A 25,530-nucleotide genomic window follows, 5' to 3' on the forward strand; every position below is an offset into this window, starting at 1 on the left:
CATTCCATGAATACCGAAGGACTCACTGAAGTTGCCGTAAAAGAGGCTCAACCCGTGGTGGAGCCAATCGCCGAGACCCCGCCGGAGCTGGAGCCTGCTCCACCCGCGGTGATCGTCGAAACCGCACCGGCGGCGCCAGCGATTGTCGTGCCAGGCCTGGATGACAGCAGCCTGTACATCCATCGCGAGCTCTCGCAACTGCAGTTCAACATTCGTGTGCTGGAGCAGGCGCTGGATGAGTCCTACCCGTTGCTGGAACGGCTGAAGTTCCTGCTGATTTTCTCCAGCAACCTCGATGAGTTCTTCGAGATTCGCGTCGCCGGCCTCAAGAAACAGATCACCTTTGCCCGTGAGCAGGCCGGCGCCGATGGTCTGCAACCGCACCAGGCCCTGGCCCGGATCAGCGAGTTGGTGCACGGTTATGTCGATCGCCAGTACGCGATCCTCAACGACATTCTGTTGCCGGAACTGGAGAAACATCAGGTCCGCTTTATCCGTCGCCGCCATTGGACCACCAAGCTCAAAACCTGGGTCCGCCGTTATTTTCGCGACGAAATCGCGCCGATCATTACCCCGATCGGCCTCGACCCGACGCACCCGTTCCCTTTGCTCGTGAACAAGAGCCTGAACTTCATCGTCGAGCTCGAAGGCATCGACGCCTTCGGTCGCGATTCCGGTCTGGCGATCATCCCGGCGCCGCGTCTGCTGCCACGTGTCATCAAGGTGCCGGAAGAAGTCGGCGGCGCTGGCGACAACTATGTGTTCTTGTCATCGATGATCCACGCGCACGCCGATGACCTGTTCCAGGGCATGAAGGTCAAGGGCTGCTATCAGTTCCGTCTGACCCGAAACGCCGACCTTTCCGTCGACACCGAAGACGTGGAAGACCTGGCCCGCGCCCTGCGCGGCGAGTTGTTCTCCCGTCGCTACGGTGACGCGGTGCGTCTGGAAGTGGCCGATACCTGCCCGAAACAGCTGTCCGACTACTTGCTCAAGCAGTTCAACCTGCACGAAACCGAGCTGTATCAGGTCAACGGTCCGGTCAACCTGACCCGCCTGTTCAGCATCACCGGCCTCGACAGCCAGCGGGAGCTGCAATACCTGCCGTTCACGCCGCAGATCCCGAAACTGCTGCAGAACAGCGAGAACATTTTCAGCGTGATCAGCAAGCAGGACATTCTGCTGTTGCACCCGTTCGAGTCGTTTACGCCGGTGGTCGATTTGCTGCGCCAGGCGGCGAAAGATCCGCATGTGCTGGCGGTCCGCCAGACGCTGTACCGTTCCGGCGCCAACTCGGAAATCGTCGATGCGCTGGTGGACGCCGCGCGCAACGGCAAGGAAGTCACTGCGGTGATCGAGCTGCGCGCGCGGTTCGACGAAGAATCCAACCTGCAACTGGCCAGCCGCCTGCAAGCGGCCGGTGCAGTGGTGATCTACGGCGTGGTCGGCTTCAAGACCCACGCCAAGATGATGCTGATTCTGCGTCGCGAGGCCGGCGAAATCGTGCGCTATGCGCATTTGGGCACGGGCAACTACCACGCTGCCAACGCCCGTCTGTACACCGACTACAGCCTTCTGACCTCGGACGACGCCTTGTGCGAAGACGTCGGCAAACTGTTCAGCCAACTGATCGGCATGGGTAAAACCCTGCGCATGAAGAAGCTGCTGCACGCGCCGTTCACGCTGAAGAAGGGCATGCTTGACATGATTGCCCGGGAAACGCAGTTCGCCCTGGACGGCAAACCGGCGCACATCATCGCCAAGTTCAACTCGCTGACCGATCCGAAGATCATCCGTGCGTTGTACAAGGCCAGCCAGTCGGGCGTGCGGATTGATCTGGTGGTGCGCGGCATGTGCTGCCTGCGTCCGGGGATTGCCGGGGTTTCGCACAACATCCACGTGCGCTCGATCATTGGCCGCTTCCTCGAACACACCCGGGTCTTCTACTTCCTCAATGGCGGTGAAGAGCAGATGTTCCTCTCCAGCGCGGACTGGATGGAGCGTAACCTCGATAAGCGCGTCGAGACTTGCTTCCCGGTGGAAGGCAAGAAGCTGATCATGCGTGTCAAGAAAGAGCTGGAGCTTTATCTCACCGATAACACCCACAGCTGGAGCTTGCAGGCGGACGGTCGCTACATCCGCAACACGCCGACCGGCAACCAGAACCCGCGCAGTGCGCAGGCGACGTTGCTGGAGCGGTTGGGCAGCCCGATTCTGGCGGTGCGTTAACGCGCATAACCTGTGGGAGCGGCTTGCTCGCGAAGGCGTCAGATCAGTCAACATAGATGTTGGCTGTGATGGCCTCTTCGCGAGCAGGCTCGCTCCCACAGGGCAATCGCACAAAAAAAGGCCTTCCGAAGAAGGCCTTTTTTATTTATCGGACGTTGAGGGTGAAACCCACCCGCGTCAGCCATTCCGCTTCCAGCGCAAAATCAGCCTGGGTCAGCTGGTTTTCGTCCAGCCAGTTCGTCGGGAATTGCACATCGAGGCTGTCGCCGTTGGCGTGCAGCACCACCTGAGGCATTTCCTGGGTGCCACGGATGTGATGGAACAGGATCGCAAACCTCAGCAGCACGCACAGGCGAATCAGCTTGATGCCGTCGTCGCCGAAGTCGGCAAACTTGTCCCGGGGAATGTTGCGGCGATGGCCACGCACCAGCAGGGCGAGCATTTGCTGGTCTTCACGGGAGAAACCGGCGAGGTCCGAGTGCTCGATCAGGTAGGCGCCATGCTTGTGGTACTGATAGTGAGCGATGTCCAGGCCTACTTCATGGACCTTGGCGGCCCAGCCCAGCAGTTCGCGCCAGACGCCGTCATCCAGTTCCCAATCTGCGGCTACCTGATCGAACGCATGCAGCGCTTTGCGCTCCACCCGTGCCGCTTGTTCCAGGTCAACGTGATAACGCTCCATCAACGAGCTGAGGGTGCGCTCGCGGACGTCTTCGTGATGATGACGGCCAAGCAGGTCATAGAGCACGCCTTCACGCAGGGCGCCTTCGCAGTGGTCCATGCGTTGCAGCTCGAGGGCGTCGAAAATCGCTTCGAGGATCGCCAGGCCTGCCGGAAAGATCGCCCGGCGGTCAGGCTTGATGCCTTCGAAGTCGATTTTTTCGGCGTCGCCCAGTTTGAACAGTTTGCGCTTGAGCCAGGCCAGGCCTTCGGCGTTGACCTCGCCGGTGCCGTGACCGCCGGCCTTCAGCGCCAGGCCGATGGCGCGAATGGTGCCCGAGGAGCCGATGGCTTCATCCCAGGTCAGGCGGTGCAGGGCGTGTTCAATGCTCATGATCTCCAGCCGCGCCGCGGTGTACGCCTGGGCGTAGCGGGCCGGGGTGATCTTGCCGTCCTTGAAATAGCGTTGGGTGAAGCTGACGCAGCCCATTTGCAGGCTTTCGCGCAGCAGCGGTTCGAAACGCTGGCCAATGATGAATTCGGTACTGCCGCCGCCAATGTCGGCCACCAGACGTTTGCCCGGCGTGTCGGCGAGGGTGTGGGAAACGCCGAGGTAGATCAGGCGCGCTTCCTCACGGCCGGAAATGACTTCCACCGGGTGACCGAGGATTTCTTCGGCGCGGTGAATGAATTCGGCGCGGTTGCGCGCTTCACGCAGGGCGTTGGTGCCGACGATGCGCACGGTGCCTGTCGGCATGCCATTGATCAGTTGGGCAAAACGCTTCAGGCAATCGAGCCCGCGCTGCATGGAGTCTTCGCTGAGGCGGCGCTCATCGTCGATGCCGGCGGCCAGCTGAACCTTCTCCCCGAGACGTTCGAGAATGCGGATTTCGCCGTTCTGGGCCTTGGCCACGACCATGTGAAAGCTGTTCGAGCCCAGGTCGATTGCGGCGATCAGGGACAGATTCTTGGCTTGGAATTGCGGCATGGTCTGGGGGTCTCGGTCGATAACCCAGACATCGTGCCACGATCAACCGCTGACGCCAACGCGCAGTGTTCAAAGCGTTGATCCACCTCACCACTCCGATCGTTTCCACGCGGAGCATGGGAACGATCAGGTGGCGTGTTCGACGGTCCCGATGAAATTCGCCAGCTCCGTCGTCTGCGGATTCGCGAACAGGATCTTCGGATCTCCCACCTCATGCACCTTCCCTTGATGCATAAACACCAATTTGTCTCCAACCTCCCGGGCAAAGCGCATTTCGTGGGTGACCATGATCAACGTCATCCCTTCCCTGGCCAGTTGCCGAACCACGCTCAGCACTTCATTGACCAACTCCGGGTCCAGCGCCGAGGTAATCTCGTCGCACAGCAACACCTTGGGCGACATCGCCAGCGCCCGGGCAATCGCCACGCGCTGTTGCTGGCCGCCGGACAGCCGATCCGGGAACGCATCGAACTTTTCGCCCAACCCGACCCGTTCCAGCATCTCCCGCGCCAATTCTTTTGCCTTGGCCTTCGGCACTTTCTGCACCACTTGCGGCGCCAGCATCACGTTCTCGCCAACGGTCAGGTGCGGGAACAGATTGAACTGCTGAAACACCATCCCGACTTTCTGGCGCAGGGTGCGCAGATCGGCACGCGCGGCATCGAGGTATTCGCCATCGACCTCGATCACGCCGTCATTGATCGATTCCAGGCCATTGAGCGTACGCAGCAACGTGGATTTGCCAGAGCCGCTGCGACCGATGATCGCCACCACCTGGCCTTCCTCGACGCTCAGGTCGATGCCTTTGAGCACATGGTGGTCGCCGTAATATTTATGCAGGGCGGAAATTCTAAGCAGAGGCATGCAGTCTCCTTTCCAGGTAGCGCGCGCTGAGGGACAAGGGGTAGCAGAGCAGGAAGTAACCGAGGGCGACGAGGCCGTAGACCATGAACGGCTCGAACGTCGCGTTGGCGAGCATGCCGCCGGTCTTGGTCAGCTCGGTGAAACCGATGATCGAAGTGACGGCGGTGCCTTTCACCACCTGCACCGAAAACCCCACGGTAGGTGCCACGGCAATGCGTAGCGCCTGGGGCAAAATCACGTAGCGCAGTTGCTCCAGCGGATTGAGCGCCAGGCTCGCCGAGGCTTCCCACTGGCCGTTGGCAATCGACTCGACGCACCCGCGCCAGATCTCCGCCAGATAAGCGCTGGTGAACAACGTCAGGGCCAGCGCCGCCGCGGCCCACGGTGAAATCTCCACGCCGGCCAGCGCTACGCCGAAGAACACCAGGAACAGTTGCATCAGCAGCGGCGTGCCCTGGAACAGCTCGATGTAGGTGCGGGCGACGTTGCGCGGCAGGGCCTTTTTCGAAATGCGCATGACCATGATCAGCAAGCCGATCAGCCCGCCGCCGATAAACGCCACCAGCGACAGCGCCAGCGTCCATTGCAGGCCCGTGAGCAGATTGCGCACAACGTCCCAGAAGGTGAAATCGCTCATTGGGCGCTCCTCCCGCTGCTTTTGTAGAGGCAGCGGCGTCCGATCCAGTTCAGCAACTGACGGATGAGCAGCGCCATGCACAGGTAAATCAGCGTGGTCAGCGCGTAAGTTTCAAAGGCGCGGAAGTTGCGCGACTGAATGAAGTTGGCGGCGAAGCTCAGTTCTTCGGTGGCGATTTGTGAACACACTGCCGAGCCAAGCATGACGATGATGATCTGGCTGCACAGCGCCGGCCAGACCTTGCCCAGTGCCGGCAGCAGGATCACGTGGCGGAAGGCTTCGAAGCGGCTCATCGCCAGTGCCGCTGCGGCTTCCAGTTGCCCGCGCGGAATCGCCTGGATGCCGGCACGAATGATTTCGGTCGAATACGCCCCGAGGTTGATCACCATCGCCAGCACCGCCGCCTGCCATTCGGAAATCTGCAAGCCCAGCGAGGGCAGACCGAAAAAGATGAAGAACAGCTGCACCAGGAACGGCGTATTGCGGATCAACTCGACGTAAACCCCGAAGATCGCCGAGAACGGACGGATGTTCCACGCCCGCACCAGCGCCCCGACGATGCCCAGGCCGACGCCGAGCACCGCGCCGATGGCCGTCAGTTCAAGGGTGAACAGCGCACCGCGCAGCAGCAGGTCAGTGTTTTGCACCACCGGCAAAAAGTCGAACTGATAGGCCATGTCAAATCTCCCGAGTGGCGATCAGAGATCGGCCGGCAGCGGTTCTTTCAGCCAGGTCTGGGAGTTTTTCTCCAGCGCGCCGTCGGTCTTGGCGGTGGCGAGGATTTGGTTGACCTTGCCCAGCAGCGCCGGCTCGTTCTTGTTCACGCCGACATAGACCGGTGAATCCTTGAGCTTCACTTTCAGCGCGGGAATGCGTTTTGGATTGCGTTCGCTGATGGTCACCATCACCACGTTGCCACTGGCGATCAGGTCAACCTGGCCGGCGAGGTAGGCGGCGATGGTGGAGTTGTTGTCTTCGAAGCGCTTGATGGTCACGCCTTCGGGTGCAACTTTGGTCAGCTCGATGTCTTCGATGGCGCCACGGGTGACGCTGATGGTTTTGCCCTTGAGGTCATCGAGGCTTTTGATCTCGGCGTCCGGCGGACCGAACACCGCGAGGTAGAACGGCGCGTAGGCGCTGGAGAAGTCGATGACCTTCTCACGTTCGGCGTTCTTGCCGAGGCTGGAGATCACCAGATCAACCTTGCCGGTGGTCAGGAAAGGGATGCGGTTAGTGCTGTTGACCGGCGTCAGTTCGAGTTTGACCTTGAGCTGGTCGGCCAACAGTTTCGCAGTGTCGATATCGAGGCCGCGGGGTTTCATGTCCGGACCGACCGAACCAAACGGCGGGAAGTCCTGCGGCACGGCGACCTTGAGCACGCCGCGTTTGACCACGTCCTCCAGACCGTCAGCGTGGGCGGGCGCCTGGCTCAGCATCAGGCTGGCAAACAGGGACGCGAGGAGGGCGCTGTAACGCAGGGTCATGGCAAATCTCCGGATCGGCGAGGAAAGAATTCTGCGGATCGACAGAGCACGGGGCATGCCAACATTGAGTTTTTGCCATGCGAGGCCCCGGTTTTGCTGGTTTGTTCGGTCTTACTGGTCTGAACAGTCGGGCTGCGTTTCGCACTGCGATAGCGCATCGACGTCCCTCATCGAACCCTGCTGGGGCACGACTTGCCGGACGTCGCGAATAGCTTTAAAACTAGCCGCTCATTCGCCTGGTTCGTCTGAACAACCATGAATTCGATCTCCCGAGCCGTACCAGAAGTGGCGCTGCAAGCCATCCGCAAATTGATCACCGAGCAAGGCTTCGGACCAGGAGACGCGTTACCTTCGCAACGCGACCTGGCGTTGCAATTGGGCGTGAGCCGGGCGTCGCTGCGCGAAGCCTTGTCGTCGTTGAGCGCGTTGGGCGTGATCAGCATTCAGCCGGGCAAGGGCGTGTTCGTGCAGGCGCCGGTAGACCTGCCGCGCTCCGATGCGGCGCTGAGCTGGCCATTCGCGGCCCAGGCCTCGCCGCTGGATATCTTCCAGTTGCGCTATGCCCTTGAGGGGTTTGCCGCCGGACTCGCGGCCGTGACGTTGACGCTCGAAGCGCTTGATGCGCTGGAGGACAACGTCGCCGCAATGCGCAACGAATTGAAGGCCGGCGACTTTGAGGCGGCGGCGCGACTGGACTTCGATTTTCACCGGCGAATCCTGCTGGCGAGCGGCAATCAGGCGATGTTGAGCATCCTCACGGCCAGTGCCGAGATCTTTCTGGAGAGTCAGAAGCTACCGTTCATCCGGGCCGACCGCGCCATGGAGACCTGGCACGAGCACCGCAAAATCCTCCGTGCGCTGGCGCGGCGTTCTTCAAGTGCGGCGCAGAAGGCCATGCACGAACATGTGCGCAACGCCGCCCTGCGCACCGGGATTGCCTTCGTCGCTCCCGCCCCTTCGTGACTTGAGCTATACCCAGACTCATGCACCACCATAGCGAGACTCAATCATTCGGACCTTCCTGAACGAGGGAAGGGCGGCTATGATGGGCCACGTTTTTTTGCTTACAACCTGGAGACTTCCATGAGCAGCGATCTTATCAAACACGTTAGCGACGCTAGCTTCGAGGCCGATGTACTCAAGGCCGAAGGCGCTGTGCTGGTCGACTACTGGGCTGAATGGTGTGGCCCTTGCAAAATGATCGCTCCGGTCCTGGACGAGATTGCCGAGACGTACAAAGGCAAGCTGACCATTGCCAAACTGAACATCGACGAAAACCAGGAAACCCCGGCCAAGCATGGCGTGCGTGGCATCCCGACCCTGATGCTGTTCAAGAACGGCAACGTTGAAGCGACCAAGGTCGGCGCACTGTCGAAGTCGCAACTGGCGGCTTTCCTCGACGCCAATATCTAATCGTCGTCCAAGCGTCGCTGTAAAGTGTCCGAAAAAAGGCCCCGCACATTGCGGGGCTTTTTCGTTATTGAGGGCTAGACGGTCCGAAACTCAGGTGGTACATTCGGCCCCGCACTGGTTTCTCCACTGCCCCCTGCTAGCCGTCGCCGACGCACTCCTTTTCGAATAAGTACGCGATCCTGTCGCCTTCTCTGCGGCGCGGCCTCATTAAGCCCAAAAGCTTAATTTCCCCCCCTCCATAAATGATTACGTCATTCCTATATGAATCTGACTGAACTCAAGCAAAAGCCGATTACCGAACTGCTCGAATTGGCCGAACAGATGGGCATAGAAAATATGGCCCGTTCGCGCAAGCAGGACGTGATTTTCTCCCTGCTCAAAAAGCACGCTAAAAGCGGCGAGGAAATCTCCGGTGATGGCGTGCTGGAGATTCTCCAGGACGGCTTCGGCTTCCTGCGCTCCGCTGACGCTTCCTATCTCGCCGGCCCGGACGATATCTACGTCTCGCCGAGCCAGATCCGCCGCTTCAACTTGCGCACCGGTGACACCATCGTTGGCAAGATCCGCCCTCCGAAGGAAGGCGAGCGTTATTTCGCACTGCTCAAGGTCGACACGATCAACTACGATCGTCCCGAGAACGCGAAAAACAAGATTCTCTTCGAGAACCTGACCCCGCTGTTCCCGACTGTGCGCATGAAGATGGAAGCCGGCAACGGTTCCACTGAAGACTTGACCGGTCGTGTCATCGACCTGTGCGCCCCGATCGGCAAAGGCCAGCGCGGTCTGATCGTTGCACCGCCGAAAGCCGGTAAAACCATCATGCTGCAGAACATCGCAGCGAACATCGCACGTAACAATCCTGAAGTTCATCTGATCGTATTGCTGATCGACGAACGTCCGGAAGAAGTGACCGAAATGCAGCGCACCGTGCGCGGCGAAGTGGTTGCCTCGACGTTCGACGAGCCGCCAACCCGCCACGTGCAGGTTGCCGAAATGGTGATCGAGAAGGCCAAGCGCCTGGTCGAACACAAGAAAGACGTGGTGATCCTGCTTGACTCCATCACCCGTCTGGCTCGCGCCTACAACACCGTGATCCCGAGCTCCGGCAAAGTGCTCACCGGTGGTGTCGATGCCCACGCCCTGGAGAAACCGAAACGTTTCTTCGGCGCCGCGCGGAACATCGAAGAAGGCGGTTCGCTGACCATTATCGCCACCGCGCTGGTTGAAACCGGCTCGAAGATGGACGAAGTGATCTACGAAGAATTCAAGGGTACGGGCAACATGGAGCTGCCGCTGGATCGTCGTATCGCTGAAAAACGCGTGTTCCCGGCCATCAACATCAACCGTTCCGGCACCCGCCGCGAAGAGTTGCTGACGGCCGACGACGAGTTGCAGCGCATGTGGATCCTGCGCAAGCTGCTGCACCCGATGGACGAAATCGCCGCCATCGAGTTCCTGGTCGACAAGCTGAAAACGACCAAGACCAACGACGAGTTCTTCCTGTCGATGAAACGCAAGTAACACGCAGTCCGCTGCAAACAAAGGCGCCCTAACCGGGCGCCTTTTTTTGTGTGTCTTGATATTTGTATCCGAAGTGATAACTTCCTTACCCCGCCGATGTCTCTGTCAAATCGGTTTTGTGTCAAAAAATATCAAGAGACGCTATGCACACATTCGGAAATCGCCGTGACATCGATGGGCTGCGGGCTCTGGCCGTTGTTCCGGTTGTACTTTTTCATTTCGGTTTCAGTACGTTCAGTGGCGGCTTTGTCGGCGTTGACGTGTTTTTCGTCATTTCCGGATTCCTGATCACCAGCATCCTGTTCCGCGAAATCAACGCGCAGCGTTTCAGCTTCATCGATTTCTGGGCCCGGCGTGCCCGACGCATTATCCCGGCGTTGAGTATGGTGCTGGTGGCGACCCTGGCGCTGGGCTGGATGTTGCTGACGGACAAGGACTTCTCCGAACTGGGAAGAACGGTTCGTTACCAGGCGCTGTTCATTTCAAACATTCTGTTCATGCGCGAAGACGGCTACTTCCAGCCGGCTTCGGAGCTGAAACCTTTGCTGCACACCTGGTCTCTGGCGGTTGAAGAGCAGTACTACATCTTCTTTCCGTTGTTGATGGTGCTGCTGATGCGCCATATCCGCCATTGGCGCTGGGTGCTGTTTGCCGTGTTGCTGGTGTCCTTTGGGCTGAACATCGCCTATATCGACCACAAACCCGACGTGGCCTTCTTCTCCCTGCCGACTCGCGCCTGGGAGTTGTTGTGTGGCGCGATGCTCGCGGTATTGCCGGCGCCGAAACATGCGGTGAAACCGTGGATTTCTCAAACTGTAGGCATGGCCGGTCTGGCGGCGGTGCTGGTAGCGGTGTTCACGTTTACCAAGGCGACGGTATTTCCGGGTTGGGCCGCCGCATTGCCCGTGCTCGGCGCCACTGCGCTGATCTGGTCCGGCGCGCAGGGGTCGACCTGGGTCAGTCAGATACTGAGTGCTCGTGCGCTGGTCTGGATCGGCTTGCTGTCTTATTCGCTGTATCTGTGGCACTGGCCGGTCTACGTCTATGCCAACGCCATTTCAATCGACGGCATCCAGCCCTTGGAGGCGGCGGGCTGGATGCTGCTGGCACTCGGCCTGGCATGGTTGAGCTTGCGCTACGTTGAACTTCCGTTTCGTGAAAAACGTCTGCTGGCCGGGCGTAAACCGGTGTTGGTGGGCGGTTTGTTGGTCATGGCTGTCTTGGCGGTGACCGGTACTGTGGTGCGTTCGCAGGATGGTTTCCCCAATCGTCTGACCGGCAAGGCGCAGGAATATGCGCAGGCTCGTGAATGGCGGGCCGGGCAATTGAAATGCATGGTGGTGACCAAGGATAAAAACCTCGACAAGGCGTGTCTGCTGGGTGCGAACAAACAGCTGCCCGCGACCCGGATGGTCTGGGGCGACAGCCATGCCGCGGCACTGATGCCGGCCGTCGAACGCAGCGCCACGCTTGAGGGTCGCCCTGTCTGGCTTTACAGCATGAGTGCCTGCCCGCCGATTCTCAGCGATGAACCGCGCCAGCGTTGCAGGGACTTCAACGAAAAGACCATGGAGCAGGTTCGCCGATTGCAGATCAAGGATGTGGTCCTGGCTTCCAACTGGAATCTATACGTCTACGGTCGCGAAGACGGTGACAAGACCGTGCTGCTCAATAAGCACGATAATGCCGCCCAGGCCGAGGCCCGCATGGCCGCCGCGGTCAAGGCGCGGGTGGCGGCGATCAGGGAAGCGGGCGCGCAAGTCTGGTTGTTTGAAGAGGTGCCGCAGCAGCGCAAGGGTTCCGTCGAGCGGCTGACCAGCCTGGCCCGGATCGGCCGTTCGACCGAAGGGCAGGGGCGTCCGCTTGAAGAGCACCTGGCGCGCCAGCATTTTCTCAGCGACCTGTTCAGCTCGATGAGCGCTGCTGACCCCGGTGTACACGTGATCGATCCGACGCCAATGATGTGTGGTGAGCAAGTCTGCAACATCGAGGTCAACGGTCATTCGCAGTACCGGGACGAGGGGCACCTGTCGGATGCCGGCAGCGCTCGACTGAGCCCGTTGTTCGTCCCGATGCTGCTGGGCATCACTCACAATTGAGGCCTGCAGCGCGGACGGGCTGCTGTTTGCGCGCCAGAGCAGGTAGGATGTACGCCTATTTTCGGGGTGGCATCTTCAATGAAATTCAAGGACCTTCGGGATTTCGTGCAGCAACTTGAGCAGCGCGGAGAGTTGAAACGCATCCAGATTCCCGTCTCTCCAGTGCTGGAGATGACGGAAGTCTGCGACCGCACGCTGCGGGCCAAGGGTCCGGCGCTATTGTTCGAGAACCCCACTGGCTACGACATCCCGGTACTGGGCAACCTGTTCGGCACCCCGGAACGGGTGGCCATGGGCATGGGCGCCGAAGCCGTGAGCGAGCTGCGCGAGATCGGCAAGCTGCTGGCGTTCCTCAAGGAGCCCGAGCCGCCGAAAGGCTTGAAAGACGCCTGGTCCAAGCTGCCAATCTTCCGCAAGATCATCGCCATGGCGCCGAAAGTCGTCAAAGACGCGGTGTGCCAGGAAGTGGTCATCGAGGGCGACGACGTCGACCTCGCGATGCTGCCGGTACAGACCTGCTGGCCCGGCGACGTCGGCCCGCTGATCACCTGGGGCCTGACCGTCACCAAGGGCCCGAACAAGGATCGCCAAAACCTCGGCATCTACCGTCAGCAAGTGATCGGGCGCAACAAGGTCATCATGCGCTGGCTGAGCCACCGAGGCGGCGCGCTGGATTACCGCGAATGGTGCGAGAAGCATCCGGGCCAGCCGTTCCCGGTCTCCGTGGCGCTGGGTGCGGACCCGGCAACCATCCTTGGCGCCGTGACACCAGTGCCGGACAGCCTCTCCGAATACGCCTTCGCCGGCCTGCTACGCGGTAACCGTACTGAGTTGGTGAAGTGTCGAGGCAACGACCTGCAAGTCCCGGCCACCGCCGAAATCATCCTCGAAGGCGTGATTCATCCCGGCGAAATGGCCGATGAAGGTCCGTACGGCGACCACACCGGTTACTACAACGAAGTCGACAGCTTCCCGGTGTTCACCGTCGAGCGCATCACTCACCGGATCAAACCGATTTACCACAGCACCTACACCGGCCGTCCACCGGATGAGCCGGCAATCCTCGGCGTGGCGCTGAACGAAGTGTTCGTGCCAATCCTGCAGAAGCAGTTCCCGGAGATCACCGACTTCTACCTGCCACCCGAGGGCTGCTCGTACCGCATGGCCATCGTGACCATGAAGAAGTCGTATCCCGGTCATGCCAAGCGGGTAATGCTGGGTGTCTGGTCGTTTTTGCGACAGTTCATGTACACCAAGTTCGTTATTGTCACCGACGACGATATCAACGCACGGGACTGGAACGACGTGATCTGGGCCATCACCACGCGCATGGACCCCAAGCGCGACACGGTGATGATCGATAACACGCCGATCGACTACCTCGATTTTGCCTCGCCAGTGTCTGGCCTGGGCTCGAAAATGGGCCTCGATGCCACGCATAAATGGCCGGGCGAAACCACGCGGGAGTGGGGCCGGGTCATCGTCAAGGATGATGCCGTGACCCAACGGATCGATGCCATCTGGAACCAGTTAGGAATAGATTGATGCGTGTAACCTTGCAGCCTTCCGGAGCAGTGCTTGAGATTCTGCCCGGCGAGCGGATTCTCGATGGCGCCCGGCGTCTGGGTTTTGAATGCCCGCAAAGCTGCCGCAACGGCAATTGCCACGTGTGCGCTGCGCTTCTGGTGGAAGGGCGGGTCGCGCAGGCTGGCAGTGTGCGCGACCATGGCGAGTTCTACACTTGCATAGCAGAGCCGCTGGAAGACTGCATCGTGCTGTGGGATGGCGTGCTTGCGCTGGGAGAGTTGCCGGTGCGCAGTGTGTCGTGTCAGGTCATTGAGTGCAGGGACGTCGGCGGCGATACCTGGCGCGTCAGCCTGCGAGCGCCGGCTGGCAAGCCGCCACGCTATCACGCCGGCCAGTATTTGATGATCGAGCGCGAGAACGGCGAGAAATCCGCCTTCTCCCTGGCTTCGGCCCCCCACGCCGGGCGTGATTTGCAAATTCATGTGCTGGCGCGCGAAAGCAGTGCGCTAGGCCTGATCGAGCAACTTCAACGCAATCCGCTGGTGCGGGTCGAGCTGCCCTTCGGTGATACACACCTGGCGGAATTGCCGGACGGTCCGCTGGTGCTGATCGCTGCGGGCACCGGCATGGGCCAGATCCACAGCCTGATCGAACACTGCCGGGCGACTGGCTTCAAGCACCCGGTGCATCTGTATTGGGGCGTGCGTCGTCCTGAAGACTTTTATGAAATCGAACATTGGGATGAGTGGCTGAAGCTGCCCAACCTGTTCCTGCATAAAATCGTCAGCGATCAATGTGGTTGGCCGGGACGCTGCGGGATGCTGCATGAGGCGGTAGTTGAGGACTTCACTGATCTGAAGGCCTTGCATGTGTACGCCAGCGGCTCACCGGCGATGGTCTACGGAACGCTGGACGCCTTGGTTGAAGCGGGGATGGATGCTCACCAGATGCGCGCAGATGCTTTTGCGTATGCGCCCAGGTAAGCAATGACGCTCCTGCATATAACTCTCTATATAGCCGATCGGTATTTATACAATTTTATAAATGCCGGTAGGTTATATCGCAGTAAGACAATTATCTAAAACTGTGCCATGGCACTTAAATTGCCTTAAAACATATGTGCCTTATTGTTACAGCGGTGCGTTCTATTAAGTAATTCATCACCCGCGGGGAGCTGAACGCTATTCGCCATGAGCGCTATTGAACCTGCTTTTCTGAATCTGCCTTACCCGCCGCGGCTCGATCTGGGACCGCAGCTCACTCACGAACAATTGCTCAGCTCGATGCAGTCAACGATGGCGCGTCACAAGGGTGGACCGGTCTGGTTGTTTGCTTACGGCTCGTTGATCTGGCGTCCCGAATGCCCGGCGGTCGAGCGTGTTCGCGGTCGTGTGCATGGCTACCATCGCGGTTTGTATTTGTGGTCCCACGAACATCGTGGCACCCCGGAAGTGCCGGGGCTGGTGTTTGGCCTGGATCGCGGCGGCTCTTGCAGTGGTTTTGCCTATCGCTTGCCGGAAGAGCAACTCGACGCTTCTCTCTACGCACTGTGGCAGCGCGAAATGCCATTTCCCTCCTATCGCCCGCACTGGCTTAACTGCCGTCTCGAAGACGGAAGCCAGGTTCAGGCATTGGGATTCGTATTGGAACGGCATCTGCCCAGCTATGCCGGCAACTTGCCGGATCACGTGCTCAGCCATGTCTTCGAAAACGCTTGCGGGCGTTACGGCACCACTCGCGATTATGTCGAGCAGACCGCTAACGCCCTGCGTAGCCACGCCATGCCAGACCGGAATCTGGAGGCGCGGCTCAAGCGCTGCAAATCAAAGGTCGATCAGGCAATCGCTTCGCGGGTCTGACTGGCGACCTGCTTGTGCCACAACGTCGGCGCAAGGAAGGCCATCGCCAGCAGGCATGCAGAATTGTTACCTCGCGAGGTTTTATGACGTGGATCTGCGCGAAGCGGGGCGGACCCAAAGCTTATTGAGTCTTGGCGTAAAAAAGCGGTTTGAACAGGGTGAGGTTCAAACCGCTTTTTTCATTCCAGGTGAACTCGGCTCAGCGAACCTGCACCACCACTTTCCCGACCGCTCTGCGCTGGCCAAGATCATTGATTGCCTGCGCCGCGTTGCTCAGCGGATAAACCTGCGACACCAGCGGCTTCAACTTGCCTTCGGCAAACCAGCCAAACAGCTGCTGGAAGTTCGCCGCGTTGTCCTGCGGTTGCCGCTGGGCGAACGAACCCCAGAACACGCCGACCACCGCGGCGCCCTTGAGCAGGGCGAGGTTGACCGGAAATTCGGGAATGCGTCCGCTGGCGAAACCGACCACCAGCAACCGGCCGTTCCAGGCGATGGCGCGGACGGCCTGGTCGAACAGGTCGCCGCCCACCGGATCATAGATCACGTCCGCGCCCTGGCCATCGGTCAGGCGTTTGATTTCGTCCTTGAGGCTGGTTTCGCTGTAGTTGATCAGTTCGTCAGCGCCGGCCGCCTTGGCCACGGCGAGTTTTTCGGCGCTGCTGGCGGCAGCGATCACGCGGGCGCCCATGGCTTTGCCGATTTCCACGGCGGCCAGGCCGACACCGCCGGACGCGCCGAGTACCAGCAGGGTTTCGCCCGGTTGCAGGTTGGCGCGTTGCTTGAGCGCGTGCATCGACGTGCCGTAGGTCATGCTGAACGCCGCGGCGGTGTTGAAGTCCATGGACGGCGGAATTGGCAGCACGTTGTAGCCCGGAACGGCGACTTCTTCGGCGAAGCTGCCCCAGCCCGTTAGCGCCATGACCCGGTCACCGACCTTCAGGTGGCTGACCTTTTCGCCCACGGCGCTGACCATGCCGGCCGCTTCGCCCCCCGGGGAAAACGGGAAGGGTGGCTTGAACTGGTATTTGCCCTCGATGATCAGCGTGTCCGGGAAATTCACCCCGGCGGCGTGCACCTCCAGGAGGATTTCGTTCTTCTTGGCGACAGGGCTGGCGACGTCTTCCAGCACCAGCGATTCGGCAGGGCCGAAGGCTTTGCACAGCACGGCTTTCATCAGGGCTATTCCTTTGGGAGTGATGGCCGATAAGTGTAGGTGTGTGAGTCGACGGGTCAACGAGCATGCCCCGCCCTGATAGTCAGCCATAAGCTTGTGCTTGCGCGGCGGGTCGTTATGCTAGGCCGCAAACCGGATAAGGAGCGAATTGTGAAAGCGTGGATCATGTTGTTGGCCTTGTCTCTGCCTGTGGTGGCAGCGGCTGAAGAAGCCAAAGAAGTTAAAGAAGGCGAGGCGCCGAAGGTCAATTACATCACCCTGAGCCCGCCGTTTGTGGGCAACTACGGGTTGGATGGCACACCGAAGCTCAAGGTCTACAAGGCTGATGTGGCATTGCGGGTGACCGGCGACGAGGCGACCAAACTGGTGAAGGCCAATGAGCCGTTGATTCGAAATCAGCTGGTGGCGCTGTTTGCCCAGCAGACGACCGAGGCGATGAACAATGTCGAGGCCAAGGAAAAGTTGCGTCAGGAGGCCTTGAAGCAGGCTCAGCAAGTCATGAATGACGAAACCGGCAAGCCGGTGGTTGAGGATTTGTTGTTCAACAACCTGATCATCCAGTAATGCTGGATCGTGTAGGAGCCGGCAAGCCAGCTCCTACAAAAGCATTTCAACGCAGCGCTAACACCGCCGCCCATTGCTCGTCGGTAACGGGCATCACCGACAGCCGCGAACCTTTCTGCACCAGCGGCATCTGCGCCAGCGTCGTCTGCTGCTTCAAATAATCCAGCTTCAACACCCGCGAAAACGTCTCCACATGCGCAACACCAATCGCGCTCCAGGCATTTTTCTCGGCGCTGGCCTTTGGATCGTAATAATGACTCTCTGCCTCCAGCGCCGTCGGGTCCGGATAAGCTGCTTCGACAATCTTGCCGATCCCGGCAATCCCGGGCTCTGGGCAGCTTGAGTGATAAAAGAAGAACTCGTCACCCACCGCCATTGACCGTAGAAAATTGCGCGCCTGGTAGTTACGAACCCCGTCCCAGCGCGCTTTGCCAAGCTTCTCCAAACCTTTGATCGAGAGTTCGTCGGGCTCGGATTTCATCAGCCAATAGGCCATGGGTTTTGCTCCTTGCGAGTCGGGTGGGCAAGTTGTCGGGCAATTTTATGACAAACCGACGGTCGGTTGACGCCAGTGTTTGCGTGTCAGTTCACGTTGCCGCAAAATGCCCGCCTTCTAAGCTTGACGCTGCTGCACGGCCTACACCTACAACGGAAACCGCTGCTGTCATCGTGTTGATGTGCCTTTGGGGGGCAATCGATGAAACGCAAACCGGATTTACTATGGATATTGGTTATTTTGTTCGGCCTTGGTGTCGTGACCACTGGCTATGCCCAAAGCCTGTGGAACAAGACCGATGCGCCGATTGAAATCGCGCAGCAACCGCAGCCATCAGCCTTCAAGCGCTGAGCCTGTTTTTTCGACGTCGCTGATAGCTGACATTAGTTGCGTCTAGCCAGCTAAATACCAGGCCTTGTCTGTCACCGTTCCTTGCAGCGGCGCATCCCAGCTCGCTTGAGCCAGTTTCTCGACCTTCTGACACTCATGGGCCAGCCCCAATAACGTCGGCTTGCGCCAGTTTTTGCGTTGCGCCAGATAAGCCAGGCTGCGATCGTAAAAACCTCCACCCATGCCCAGGCGTCCGCCGGCATCGTCAAACCCGACCAACGGTAACAGCACCAGGTCCAATGCCCAGATCTTGCGTTGGCGGGCGATGTTCTCCCGTGGTTCCAGAATACGGAAACGGTTGGGTTTGAGTTTTTCCCCGGGGCGAATTCGCTGGAACACCATTTTGGTTCGCGGCCAAGCACTGAGCACCGGCAGATAAGTCGCCTTGCCGCGGCGTTGCGCCGCGCGCAGCAACAGGCGCGGATCGATTTCACCGTCGGTGGGCAAGTACAGGGAGATGTGCCTGGCGCGGCGAAACAAGGGCTGCTGGGCCAATTGTTTATACAGCCCGCGAGCGGCCTGGCGTTGCTGACTGGGCGTCAGTGCACGGCGGGCCTTGCGCAGCATGCGTCGAAGTTGCGGGCGGGTGGGCAGCGCAGGTTCGGTCATGGATCAGGGCTTCGGCAGTGCGGGTACACAAAGCGTACCCGCAAAAAAGCCGATGCCGGTATTTAAACCGGCATCGGACTGGAATCAGGCTCCCCGGATGAACCGCTGCTGACTTAGCCCTTGAACCCGAAAGTTCAAGGTGGAAGATGCAGTAGGCTTTAAGGCTTTCCGTCTAGCGGACATGCACACCAGCCCAACGTGCAGCCTCCAGGGTAGTGCGAATCGGCTCAGGGACGTGGTCAACTGGCAAGCACCCCAGGGAGTGCTGCGAGTATACCCCAAGCAATCCGGCGAATCAGCCTTTGGTGACGTCCGGATCGGTGGCGAGCACCAGATCGACGCGGTCGAGCAGATCGCGTACCTGCTCGCGGGTCGAGCCGCTGGCCTGCACATCCGGGCGTTCTTCCTTGTGCAGCAGGTCATGCGTGATGTTCAGCGCGGCCATCACAGCGATGCGATCGGCGCCAATGACTTTGCCGCTGCTGCGGATTTCACGCATCTTGCCGTCCAGGTAACGGGCCGCGCTCACCAGATTGCTGCGCTCTTCCTGGGGGCAGATGATCGAATACTCTTTGTCGAGTATCTGCACGGTTACGCTATTGCTTGAACTCATGAGTCATGCTCCAGGGCCTTGAGGCGCGAAATCATCGATTCGACCTTACGCCGGGCGATTTCGTTCTTTTCAATGAGGTGAGCGCGTTCCTCGCGCCAGGTCTTTTCCTGAGCTAATAGGAGTCCGTTTTGACTCTTAAGTTGCTCGACCCGACTAATTAGCAATTCGAGTCTGGCCATCAGCGCTTGCAGGTCGGTGTCTTCCATTGTGTCCACTGAAAATGTCTGATGGGTGACGGACTTTGTAGGAGCGAGCTCGCTCGCGATGGACGTCAACGATAACACTGGGTACCTGTTACCCCGTTGTGTTCTCGGGTTCATCGCGAGCAAGCTCGCTCCTACAGAGGAGTCGATGTAGGATACAAGGCCTTCATTCTAGACATAGCGCCGTCTGGCGCCTAGCTGCCCATGCCCATTCAGAATTCTCCGTACCAAGCCTTCGCCACCCTGCTGACTTCCAGCGGTCATAACGTCTCGCCTGCCGAACTGCACGGCCTGCTGCTCGGTCGCAGTTGCGCCGGGGCCGGTTTCGATGCCGAAGGCTGGCTGGTAGATGCCGCCGAGCTGCTCGAAAGCGAGCCGCAAGACAACGTTCGCAATGCCTTGATCGGCCTGCAAGAGATGGTCAAGGGTGAACTCACCGGTGACGACGTCACCGTCGTTCTGCTGCTGCCCGTTGATGACGAGCCGTTGGCGGACCGTGCTGCGGCACTGGGCCAATGGTGTCAGGGTTTCCTCAGCGGTTTCGGCCTGAACTGCCGTGACAGCAGCATGCTGAGCACCGAAGCCACCGAAGTTCTGCAGGACCTGGCGGCCATCTCCCAGGTGCAAGACGCGCTGGAAGAATCCGACGACGGCGAAAGCGACTACATGGAAGTAATGGAATACCTGCGTGTCGCGCCGTTGCTGTTGTTTTCCGAAACCCGCAAGCCGGACGCGCCGGCTGCCGCCAAACCGTCGTTGCATTAATCGCGAGCCAGGAAAAGCCATCTGCCCATGATCCATATCCCGAAAGCGGAATACAGCCGTCGCCGCAAGGCCTTGATGGCGCAGATGGAACCCAACAGCATCGCGATTCTGCCCGCCGCCGCGGTGGCCATCCGCAACCGCGACGTCGAGCACGTCTACCGTCAGGACAGCGATTTCCAGTACCTCAGCGGTTTCCCCGAGCCTCAGGCTGTCATCGTGCTGATGCCCGGCCGTGAGCACGGCGAATATGTGTTGTTCTGCCGTGAACGCAATCCCGAGCGGGAACTGTGGGACGGCCTGCGCGCCGGCCAGGAAGGCGCGATCCGCGACTTCGGCGCCGACGACGCTTTTCCCATCACCGACATCGACGACATCCTGCCGGGCCTGATCGAAGGGCGCGACCGGGTGTATTCGGCCATGGGCAGCAACCCGGAATTCGACCGGCACCTGATGGACTGGATCAACATCATCCGCGCCAACACGCACCGCGGTGCCCAGCCGCCGAAAGAATTTGTTGCGCTGGATCATCTGCTGCACGACATGCGCCTGTATAAATCCACGGCAGAAGTGAAAGTGATGCGCGAGGCTGCGCGGATTTCTGCCCAGGCGCATATCCGTGCGATGCAGGCCAGCCAGGCCGGGCTGCACGAATTCAGCCTCGAAGCCGAGCTCGATTACGAGTTCCGCAAGGGTGGGGCGAAGATGCCGGCTTACGGTTCGATCGTCGCTACCGGGCGCAACAGTTGCATCCTGCATTACCAGCAGAATGACGCAGTGCTCAAGGATGGCGATCTGGTGCTGATCGACGCCGGTTGCGAGATCGACTGCTACGCCAGCGACATCACCCGCACCTGGCCGGTCAACGGCAAGTATTCACCAGAACAGAAGGCGATCTACGAGTTGGTGCTGGCTTCGCAGGAAGCCGCCTTCGCCGAAATCGCCCCGAACAAACACTGGAATCAGGCGCACGAAGCCACGGTTCAAGTGATTACTGCCGGGCTGGTCAAGCTGGGCCTGTTGCGGGGCGAGGTCGACGAGCTGATCGCCAGCGAAGCCTATAAAGCGTTTTACATGCACCGCGCCGGCCACTGGCTGGGCATGGATGTGCATGACGTCGGCGAGTACAAGGTCGGCGGCGAATGGCGCGTGCTGGAAGTCGGCATGGCGCTGACCGTGGAACCGGGGATCTACATCGCCCCGGATAACCAGAACGTAGCGAAGAAATGGCGCGGCATTGGCGTGCGCATCGAGGACGACGTCGTGGTCACCAAAACCGGCTGTGAAATCCTGACCAACGGCGTACCGAAAACGGTCGCCGAGATCGAAGCCTTGATGGCGCAAGCACGGACACAAGCGGCATGAGTCGAGTCAATCTGGCAATCATCGGTGGCGGCCTGGTCGGTGCCAGCCTGGCGTTGGCGTTGCAGGCCGGGGCCAAGGCTCGTGGCTGGAAGATCGTGCTGATCGAACCCTTCGCCCCCGGCGACACGTATCAGCCGAGCTACGACGCCCGTTCTTCGGCGCTGTCCTACGGGGCCAAGCAGATTTATCAGCGGTTGGGTGTGTGGCAGGCAATCTCCCGTCGCGCCGAGCCGATCAAGCAGATTCATGTCTCCGACCGAGGTCGCTTCTCCACCGCGCGTCTTTCGGCGATGGAAGAGGGCGTGCCGGCGCTGGGTTATGTGGTGGAAAACGCCTGGCTGGGCCAATGCCTCTGGCAGGGTCTGGACAAGGACGTGATCGCTTGGCGTTGCCCGGCGGAAGTCACGCGCATGGAGCCGCTGACCGATGGCTATCGCCTGACCCTCAACGATGAAACCACCCTGGAATGCGACCTCGCGGTGCTTGCTGATGGCGGCCGATCCGGCCTGCGCGAGCAACTGGGGATCGGCATCAAGAAGCGCCCGTACAACCAGAGCGCGCTGATCGCCAACATCACCCCGAGCGAAGCGCACAACGGCATGGCGTTCGAGCGCTTTACCGACGACGGCCCCATGGCGTTATTGCCGCTGCCGGACAACCGCTGCGCCCTGGTCTGGACCCGACTGGGCATGGACGCGCAACGGCTTGCAGACCTCGATGACCGCAGCTTCCTCAGCGAATTGCAGGGCGTGTTCGGTTACCGTCTGGGCACCTTGAAGCAGGTTGGCGCCCGACACCTTTACCCGCTGACGCTGATTGAAGCCGAGGAGCAGGTGCGTCCGCATCTGGCGATTCTCGGCAACGCCGCTCACAGCCTGCACCCGATTGCCGGCCAGGGTTTCAACCTGTCGCTGCGGGATGCGCAGGCCTTGGCGGATGCGCTGTTGGCCAGCGAGACTTCGCCTGGTGATTTCGCGACGCTGCAGGCGTATCGCGAACGCCAGCGCATGGACCAGAACCTGACCGTGGGCTTCTCCGACCAGGTCACGCGATTGTTCGGCAGCACTCAGCCGCTGGTCTCGCTGGGCCGCAACATCGGCCTGCTGGGCCTCGATCTGCTGCCGCCGGCCAAGCGCTGGTTTGCCCGGCAGGCCATGGGCCTGGGTACGCGTCCCGATGCTTAAGTGGCTGATGAGCACCTTCGGCAAAGCGCATTTGATGCGTTGGTTCATGACCTTGTACCCGCCTTATCTGGGCGCGGGCGTTCGGGTTCGACATATCAGCGATGACTTCCGCGAGATCAAGGTGTCCATGGGGTTGGGCTGGTACAACCGCAATTACGTCGGCACCCAGTTCGGTGGCAGCCTGTATTCGATGGTCGACCCGTTCTACATGCTGATGCTGATGGAAAACCTCGGCCACCGATACATTGTCTGGGACAAAGCCGCGGACATCGATTTCATCTCGCCGGGCAAAGGTCCGGTGTTCGCCAGTTTCAGGATCGACGAGACGTTGCTCGACGAGATCCGCCGCCAAACGGCAAGCGGCGAAAAGTACCTGCCGCAATTGCAGGTGGATATTCACGACGGCGCCGGCACCCTGGTGGCGCGGGTCCAGAAAACCCTTTACGTGCGGCTCAAGCCGCAAGCGAGACAGGCTTAAAGCATGGACATGCGCGCAGATCTGCTGATTGTCGGGGCTGGAATGGTCGGCAGCGCCCTGGCGCTGGCGTTGCAGGACAGCGGGCTGGAAGTGCTGCTGCTGGACGGCAGCCCGATGACGGTCAAACCCTTCGACGGGCAAGCGCCGTTCGAGCCGCGCGTGAGCGCCCTGTCGGCAGCCAGCCAGCGGATTCTCGAGCGTCTGGGTGTGTGGGACGGCATCGCCAACCGGCGCAGCAGCCCCTACACCGACATGCACGTCTGGGATGGCAGCGGCACCGGGCAGATCCACTTTTCCGCCGCCAGCGTACATGCCGAGGTGCTGGGGCATATCGTCGAGAACCGTGTGGTTCAAGACGCTTTGCTCGACCGTTTGCACGATTGCGACCTCGGCATGCTGGCCAATGCCCGCCTGGAACAGATGCGCCGCTCCGGCGACGATTGGCTGCTGACCCTGGCCGATGGCCGCACCCTGCGTGCGCCGTTGGTGATCGCGGCGGATGGCGCTAACTCGGCGGTGCGGCGCCTGACCGGCGTGGCGACTCGAGAGTGGGATTATCTGCACCATGCGATCGTCACCAGTGTGCGCAGCGCCCGACCGCATCAAATGACCGCCTGGCAGCGCTTCACCGATAACGGTCCGTTGGCGTTTCTGCCGCTGGAGCGTGACGGTCAGCAGGACTGGTGCTCGATCGTCTGGTCGACTACGCCAGGTGAAGCCGAACGCTTGATGGCACTGGATGACGAGGGTTTCTGCCGCGAGCTGGAACGCGCCTTTGAAGGCCGTTTGGGTGCGGTGGTCAGCGCCGATCCGCGCCTGTGTGTGCCGCTGCGTCAACGCCACGCCAAGCGTTACGTGACTGAAGGCCTGGCGCTGATCGGCGACGCGGCTCACACCATTCATCCGTTGGCTGGGCAGGGTGTGAACCTCGGTTTTCTCGATGCGGCCGTACTCGCCGAAGTGCTGTTGCAAGCGGCCGAACGGGGCGAGCGTCTGGCGGATGTGAAAGTGCTGAGCCGCTACGAACGTCGGCGTATGCCGCACAATCTGGCGTTGATGGCGGCGATGGAGGGCTTCGAGCGCTTGTTCCAGGCTGATCCGTTGCCAGTGCGCTGGTTGCGTAATGCCGGGTTGAAGATGGTTGAGCAGATGCCAGAGGCCAAGGCGTTGTTTGTGCGTGAGGCGCTGGGGTTGACCGGGGATTTGCCGGCGCTGGCCAAGGCCTGAAATTGCCTGTGCAACATCTGGTAACTCACCCGCGAACTGTTCGATTGAGAAGCTAAATGTGAGTCCTTATCATTTGGCCTCACTTTTCCAATCGAGAGATCGCTCCCATGTTGGCACCGAAGCGTCTACTGACCGCACTCGCCCTGACCCTGATCGGCAGCACCGTCGCCCAGGCCGCCGACGAGGTGGTGGTTTACTCCTCGCGTATCGACGAGCTGATCAAACCGGTATTCGATGCCTACACCGCGAAAACCGGCGTGAAGGTGAAGTTCATCACCGACAAGGAAGCGCCGCTGATGCAGCGCATCAAGGCCGAGGGCGAAAACGCCACCGCCGACCTGCTGCTGACCGTGGATGCCGGCAACCTCTGGCAGGCCGAGCAGATGGGCATCCTCCAGCCATTCACATCGAAAACCATCGACGCCAACATCCCGCTGCAATACCGCGCGGCCTCCCATGCCTGGACCGGCCTGAGCCTTCGGGCGCGGACCATCGCTTACTCCACCGAGCGTGTGAAACCCGGTGAGCTGACCACCTATGAAGGTCTGGCCGACAAGAACTGGGAAGGTCGTCTGTGCCTGCGCACGGCGAAGAAGGTCTATAACCAGTCGCTGACTGCCACCATGATCGAAGTCCACGGCGCCGAAAAAACCGAGAAAATCCTCAAGGGCTGGGTGAGCAACCTGTCCACCGACGTGTTCTCCGATGACATCGCGGTGCTGGATGCGATCAACGCCGGCCAATGCGATGTCGGCATCGTCAACACCTACTACTACGGTCGCCTGCACAAGCAGAAGCCGGACCTGGCGGTGAAGCTGTTCTGGCCGAACCAGGGGGATCGTGGCGTGCACGTCAATCTGTCGGGCATCGGCCTGACCAAACATGCGCCGCGCCCGGAAGCGGCCAAAGCCTTGGTGGAGTGGATGACCACGCCGGAAGCGCAGAAGATCTTCGCCGACGTGAATCAGGAATTCCCGGCCAACCCTGCGGTTCAGCCGTCCGCCGAAGTGGCGAGTTGGGGCAAGTTCGTCGCGGATACCTTGCCGGTGGAGATTGCGGGCAAGCGTCAGGCAGAAGCGATCCGGATGATGGATCGGGCAGGCTGGAACTGAGCCCCTTTCTGACGTACAAGCTCGCTCCTACCAGGGCATTTGTGTATATCCCAACCGCTTGAGAGTTTT

26 protein-coding genes and 1 other RNA gene are annotated in these 25,530 nt (G+C 60.3%); 16 read left to right on the top strand and 11 right to left on the bottom strand.

Features of this window, described 5'->3' with window-relative positions:
* Positions 1 to 6: 6 nt before the first annotated feature.
* Positions 7 to 2,229: a polyphosphate kinase 1 gene (ppk1, locus tag ACYZT4_RS22060; protein ID WP_461982957.1), complete on the top strand. Its 2,223-nt coding sequence runs from the start codon at positions 7 to 9 to the stop codon at positions 2,227 to 2,229.
* A 145-nt stretch (positions 2,230 to 2,374) separates the two neighbouring features.
* Here ppk1 and ppx read toward each other — a convergent pair whose 3' ends face one another.
* The 5 genes from ppx to ACYZT4_RS22085 all read right to left on the bottom strand — a co-directional run bounded on the left by ppx (position 2,375) and on the right by ACYZT4_RS22085 (position 6,862).
* Positions 2,375 to 3,877, bottom strand: coding sequence for an exopolyphosphatase (gene ppx / locus ACYZT4_RS22065; protein ID WP_461982958.1), 1,503 nt, complete (start codon positions 3,875 to 3,877; stop codon positions 2,375 to 2,377).
* Positions 3,878 to 4,003: 126 nt separating this feature from the next.
* Positions 4,004 to 4,741 (bottom strand): amino acid ABC transporter ATP-binding protein, encoded by a 738-nt coding sequence (locus ACYZT4_RS22070; protein ID WP_461982959.1) that lies wholly within the window; start codon positions 4,739 to 4,741, stop codon positions 4,004 to 4,006.
* On the bottom strand, positions 4,728 to 5,378 hold the full coding sequence (locus tag ACYZT4_RS22075; protein WP_461982960.1) for an amino acid ABC transporter permease: 651 nt from the start codon (positions 5,376 to 5,378) through the stop codon (positions 4,728 to 4,730). The genes ACYZT4_RS22070 and ACYZT4_RS22075 overlap by 14 nt, the downstream gene beginning before the upstream one ends.
* Positions 5,375 to 6,055, bottom strand: a complete 681-nt coding sequence (locus tag ACYZT4_RS22080; RefSeq protein ID WP_461982961.1) for an amino acid ABC transporter permease — start codon at positions 6,053 to 6,055, stop codon at positions 5,375 to 5,377. The genes ACYZT4_RS22075 and ACYZT4_RS22080 overlap by 4 nt, the downstream gene beginning before the upstream one ends.
* 21 nt (positions 6,056 to 6,076) lie before the next feature.
* A complete protein-coding gene (locus tag ACYZT4_RS22085; protein WP_461982962.1) occupies positions 6,077 to 6,862 on the bottom strand; it encodes a transporter substrate-binding domain-containing protein in 786 nt (261 codons plus the stop codon).
* Positions 6,863 to 7,117: 255 nt separating this feature from the next.
* On the opposite strand from ACYZT4_RS22085, the gene ACYZT4_RS22090 reads away from it, so the two are divergent.
* From ACYZT4_RS22090 to ACYZT4_RS22120, 7 genes are all read left to right on the top strand, one after another.
* Positions 7,118 to 7,825, top strand: coding sequence for a FadR/GntR family transcriptional regulator (locus ACYZT4_RS22090; protein ID WP_461982963.1), 708 nt, complete (start codon positions 7,118 to 7,120; stop codon positions 7,823 to 7,825).
* Between the two features lie 120 nt (positions 7,826 to 7,945).
* Positions 7,946 to 8,275 carry a thioredoxin TrxA gene (trxA, locus tag ACYZT4_RS22095; protein WP_003177349.1) on the top strand — a complete coding sequence of 110 codons (330 nt, stop codon included), beginning with the start codon at positions 7,946 to 7,948 and terminating at the stop codon, positions 8,273 to 8,275.
* A gap of 261 nt (positions 8,276 to 8,536) precedes the next feature.
* A complete protein-coding gene (gene rho / locus ACYZT4_RS22100) occupies positions 8,537 to 9,796 on the top strand; it encodes a transcription termination factor Rho (protein ID WP_007942421.1) in 1,260 nt (419 codons plus the stop codon).
* A 143-nt stretch (positions 9,797 to 9,939) separates the two neighbouring features.
* Entirely contained in the window at positions 9,940 to 11,895 is a 1,956-nt protein-coding gene (locus ACYZT4_RS22105) for an acyltransferase family protein (RefSeq protein WP_461982964.1), read from the top strand.
* A 78-nt stretch (positions 11,896 to 11,973) separates the two neighbouring features.
* Complete coding sequence (gene ubiD, locus ACYZT4_RS22110) at positions 11,974 to 13,440, top strand: 4-hydroxy-3-polyprenylbenzoate decarboxylase (RefSeq protein WP_007942423.1); 1,467 nt, start codon at positions 11,974 to 11,976, stop codon at positions 13,438 to 13,440.
* Positions 13,440 to 14,405 (top strand): CDP-6-deoxy-delta-3,4-glucoseen reductase, encoded by a 966-nt coding sequence (locus ACYZT4_RS22115; protein WP_461982965.1) that lies wholly within the window; start codon positions 13,440 to 13,442, stop codon positions 14,403 to 14,405. The genes ubiD and ACYZT4_RS22115 overlap by 1 nt, the downstream gene beginning before the upstream one ends.
* A 207-nt stretch (positions 14,406 to 14,612) precedes the next feature.
* A complete protein-coding gene (locus tag ACYZT4_RS22120; RefSeq protein WP_461982966.1) occupies positions 14,613 to 15,281 on the top strand; it encodes a gamma-glutamylcyclotransferase in 669 nt (222 codons plus the stop codon).
* 199 nt (positions 15,282 to 15,480) lie between these two features.
* Here ACYZT4_RS22120 and ACYZT4_RS22125 read toward each other — a convergent pair whose 3' ends face one another.
* On the bottom strand, positions 15,481 to 16,458 hold the full coding sequence (locus ACYZT4_RS22125; protein ID WP_461982967.1) for an NADPH:quinone oxidoreductase family protein: 978 nt from the start codon (positions 16,456 to 16,458) through the stop codon (positions 15,481 to 15,483).
* A 150-nt stretch (positions 16,459 to 16,608) separates the two neighbouring features.
* Here ACYZT4_RS22125 and ACYZT4_RS22130 point away from each other — a divergent pair, with 150 nt between their 5' ends.
* Complete coding sequence (locus ACYZT4_RS22130) at positions 16,609 to 17,022, top strand: flagellar basal body-associated protein FliL (RefSeq protein ID WP_461982968.1); 414 nt, start codon at positions 16,609 to 16,611, stop codon at positions 17,020 to 17,022.
* A 46-nt stretch (positions 17,023 to 17,068) separates the two neighbouring features.
* On the opposite strand, the gene ACYZT4_RS22135 is transcribed toward ACYZT4_RS22130, so the two are convergent.
* Positions 17,069 to 17,518, bottom strand: coding sequence for an EVE domain-containing protein (locus tag ACYZT4_RS22135; protein WP_461982969.1), 450 nt, complete (start codon positions 17,516 to 17,518; stop codon positions 17,069 to 17,071).
* A 201-nt stretch (positions 17,519 to 17,719) separates the two neighbouring features.
* On the opposite strand from ACYZT4_RS22135, the gene ACYZT4_RS22140 reads away from it, so the two are divergent.
* Positions 17,720 to 17,869 carry a hypothetical protein gene (locus ACYZT4_RS22140; protein WP_461982970.1) on the top strand — a complete coding sequence of 50 codons (150 nt, stop codon included), beginning with the start codon at positions 17,720 to 17,722 and terminating at the stop codon, positions 17,867 to 17,869.
* 42 nt (positions 17,870 to 17,911) lie between these two features.
* Here the strand turns inward: ACYZT4_RS22140 and ACYZT4_RS22145 are convergent, their stop codons facing one another.
* From ACYZT4_RS22145 to ACYZT4_RS22160, 4 genes are all read right to left on the bottom strand, one after another.
* The gene (locus ACYZT4_RS22145) at positions 17,912 to 18,517 is read right to left on the bottom strand and encodes a 5-formyltetrahydrofolate cyclo-ligase (protein WP_461982971.1); all 606 of its coding nucleotides are present in this window, start codon (positions 18,515 to 18,517) and stop codon (positions 17,912 to 17,914) included.
* Between the two features lie 86 nt (positions 18,518 to 18,603).
* Positions 18,604 to 18,782: non-coding RNA, 6S RNA (ssrS, locus tag ACYZT4_RS22150), on the bottom strand.
* A 30-nt stretch (positions 18,783 to 18,812) separates the two neighbouring features.
* Positions 18,813 to 19,130 carry a cell division protein ZapA gene (locus ACYZT4_RS22155; RefSeq protein ID WP_007942435.1) on the bottom strand — a complete coding sequence of 106 codons (318 nt, stop codon included), beginning with the start codon at positions 19,128 to 19,130 and terminating at the stop codon, positions 18,813 to 18,815.
* Positions 19,127 to 19,336 (bottom strand): TIGR02449 family protein, encoded by a 210-nt coding sequence (locus ACYZT4_RS22160; RefSeq protein WP_461982972.1) that lies wholly within the window; start codon positions 19,334 to 19,336, stop codon positions 19,127 to 19,129. Before ACYZT4_RS22160 ends, ACYZT4_RS22155 begins: the two co-directional genes overlap by 4 nt.
* A 201-nt stretch (positions 19,337 to 19,537) precedes the next feature.
* On the opposite strand from ACYZT4_RS22160, the gene ACYZT4_RS22165 reads away from it, so the two are divergent.
* The 6 genes from ACYZT4_RS22165 to ACYZT4_RS22190 all read left to right on the top strand — a co-directional run bounded on the left by ACYZT4_RS22165 (position 19,538) and on the right by ACYZT4_RS22190 (position 25,461).
* Positions 19,538 to 20,098, top strand: coding sequence for a YecA/YgfB family protein (locus ACYZT4_RS22165; RefSeq protein WP_461982973.1), 561 nt, complete (start codon positions 19,538 to 19,540; stop codon positions 20,096 to 20,098).
* A 27-nt stretch (positions 20,099 to 20,125) separates the two neighbouring features.
* Positions 20,126 to 21,460, top strand: coding sequence for a Xaa-Pro aminopeptidase (gene pepP, locus ACYZT4_RS22170; protein WP_461982974.1), 1,335 nt, complete (start codon positions 20,126 to 20,128; stop codon positions 21,458 to 21,460).
* Positions 21,457 to 22,644 carry a 2-octaprenyl-6-methoxyphenyl hydroxylase gene (gene ubiH, locus ACYZT4_RS22175; protein WP_461982975.1) on the top strand — a complete coding sequence of 396 codons (1,188 nt, stop codon included), beginning with the start codon at positions 21,457 to 21,459 and terminating at the stop codon, positions 22,642 to 22,644. Before pepP ends, ubiH begins: the two co-directional genes overlap by 4 nt.
* Entirely contained in the window at positions 22,637 to 23,122 is a 486-nt protein-coding gene (locus ACYZT4_RS22180; protein ID WP_461982976.1) for a DUF4442 domain-containing protein, read from the top strand. Before ubiH ends, ACYZT4_RS22180 begins: the two co-directional genes overlap by 8 nt.
* A gap of 9 nt (positions 23,123 to 23,131) precedes the next feature.
* On the top strand, positions 23,132 to 24,349 hold the full coding sequence (locus tag ACYZT4_RS22185) for a 2-octaprenyl-3-methyl-6-methoxy-1,4-benzoquinol hydroxylase (RefSeq protein WP_461988763.1): 1,218 nt from the start codon (positions 23,132 to 23,134) through the stop codon (positions 24,347 to 24,349).
* Between the two features lie 107 nt (positions 24,350 to 24,456).
* Positions 24,457 to 25,461, top strand: a complete 1,005-nt coding sequence (locus tag ACYZT4_RS22190; protein ID WP_461982977.1) for an extracellular solute-binding protein — start codon at positions 24,457 to 24,459, stop codon at positions 25,459 to 25,461.
* Positions 25,462 to 25,530: the final 69 nt, after the last annotated feature.

The organism is Pseudomonas sp. GB2N2, from assembly GCF_054897705.1.

Bases quoted from the DNA above. Each gene is read 5' to 3' on its own strand.
- ppk1 (WP_461982957.1), top strand. From the start codon at position 7: ATGAATACCGAAGGACTCACTGAAGTTGCCGTAAAAGAGGCTCAACCC.
- ppx (WP_461982958.1), bottom strand. From the start codon at position 3,877: ATGCCGCAATTCCAAGCCAAGAATCTGTCCCTGATCGCCGCAATCGAC.
- ACYZT4_RS22070 (WP_461982959.1), bottom strand. From the start codon at position 4,741: ATGCCTCTGCTTAGAATTTCCGCCCTGCATAAATATTACGGCGACCAC.
- ACYZT4_RS22075 (WP_461982960.1), bottom strand. From the start codon at position 5,378: ATGAGCGATTTCACCTTCTGGGACGTTGTGCGCAATCTGCTCACGGGC.
- ACYZT4_RS22080 (WP_461982961.1), bottom strand. From the start codon at position 6,055: ATGGCCTATCAGTTCGACTTTTTGCCGGTGGTGCAAAACACTGACCTG.
- ACYZT4_RS22085 (WP_461982962.1), bottom strand. From the start codon at position 6,862: ATGACCCTGCGTTACAGCGCCCTCCTCGCGTCCCTGTTTGCCAGCCTG.
- ACYZT4_RS22090 (WP_461982963.1), top strand. From the start codon at position 7,118: ATGAATTCGATCTCCCGAGCCGTACCAGAAGTGGCGCTGCAAGCCATC.
- trxA (WP_003177349.1), top strand. From the start codon at position 7,946: ATGAGCAGCGATCTTATCAAACACGTTAGCGACGCTAGCTTCGAGGCC.
- rho (WP_007942421.1), top strand. From the start codon at position 8,537: ATGAATCTGACTGAACTCAAGCAAAAGCCGATTACCGAACTGCTCGAA.
- ACYZT4_RS22105 (WP_461982964.1), top strand. From the start codon at position 9,940: ATGCACACATTCGGAAATCGCCGTGACATCGATGGGCTGCGGGCTCTG.
- ubiD (WP_007942423.1), top strand. From the start codon at position 11,974: ATGAAATTCAAGGACCTTCGGGATTTCGTGCAGCAACTTGAGCAGCGC.
- ACYZT4_RS22115 (WP_461982965.1), top strand. From the start codon at position 13,440: ATGCGTGTAACCTTGCAGCCTTCCGGAGCAGTGCTTGAGATTCTGCCC.
- ACYZT4_RS22120 (WP_461982966.1), top strand. From the start codon at position 14,613: ATGAGCGCTATTGAACCTGCTTTTCTGAATCTGCCTTACCCGCCGCGG.
- ACYZT4_RS22125 (WP_461982967.1), bottom strand. From the start codon at position 16,458: ATGAAAGCCGTGCTGTGCAAAGCCTTCGGCCCTGCCGAATCGCTGGTG.
- ACYZT4_RS22135 (WP_461982969.1), bottom strand. From the start codon at position 17,518: ATGGCCTATTGGCTGATGAAATCCGAGCCCGACGAACTCTCGATCAAA.
- ACYZT4_RS22140 (WP_461982970.1), top strand. From the start codon at position 17,720: ATGAAACGCAAACCGGATTTACTATGGATATTGGTTATTTTGTTCGGC.
- ACYZT4_RS22145 (WP_461982971.1), bottom strand. From the start codon at position 18,517: ATGACCGAACCTGCGCTGCCCACCCGCCCGCAACTTCGACGCATGCTG.
- ACYZT4_RS22155 (WP_007942435.1), bottom strand. From the start codon at position 19,130: ATGAGTTCAAGCAATAGCGTAACCGTGCAGATACTCGACAAAGAGTAT.
- ACYZT4_RS22160 (WP_461982972.1), bottom strand. From the start codon at position 19,336: ATGGAAGACACCGACCTGCAAGCGCTGATGGCCAGACTCGAATTGCTA.
- ACYZT4_RS22165 (WP_461982973.1), top strand. From the start codon at position 19,538: ATGCCCATTCAGAATTCTCCGTACCAAGCCTTCGCCACCCTGCTGACT.
- pepP (WP_461982974.1), top strand. From the start codon at position 20,126: ATGATCCATATCCCGAAAGCGGAATACAGCCGTCGCCGCAAGGCCTTG.
- ubiH (WP_461982975.1), top strand. From the start codon at position 21,457: ATGAGTCGAGTCAATCTGGCAATCATCGGTGGCGGCCTGGTCGGTGCC.
- ACYZT4_RS22180 (WP_461982976.1), top strand. From the start codon at position 22,637: ATGCTTAAGTGGCTGATGAGCACCTTCGGCAAAGCGCATTTGATGCGT.
- ACYZT4_RS22185 (WP_461988763.1), top strand. From the start codon at position 23,132: ATGCGCGCAGATCTGCTGATTGTCGGGGCTGGAATGGTCGGCAGCGCC.
- ACYZT4_RS22190 (WP_461982977.1), top strand. From the start codon at position 24,457: ATGTTGGCACCGAAGCGTCTACTGACCGCACTCGCCCTGACCCTGATC.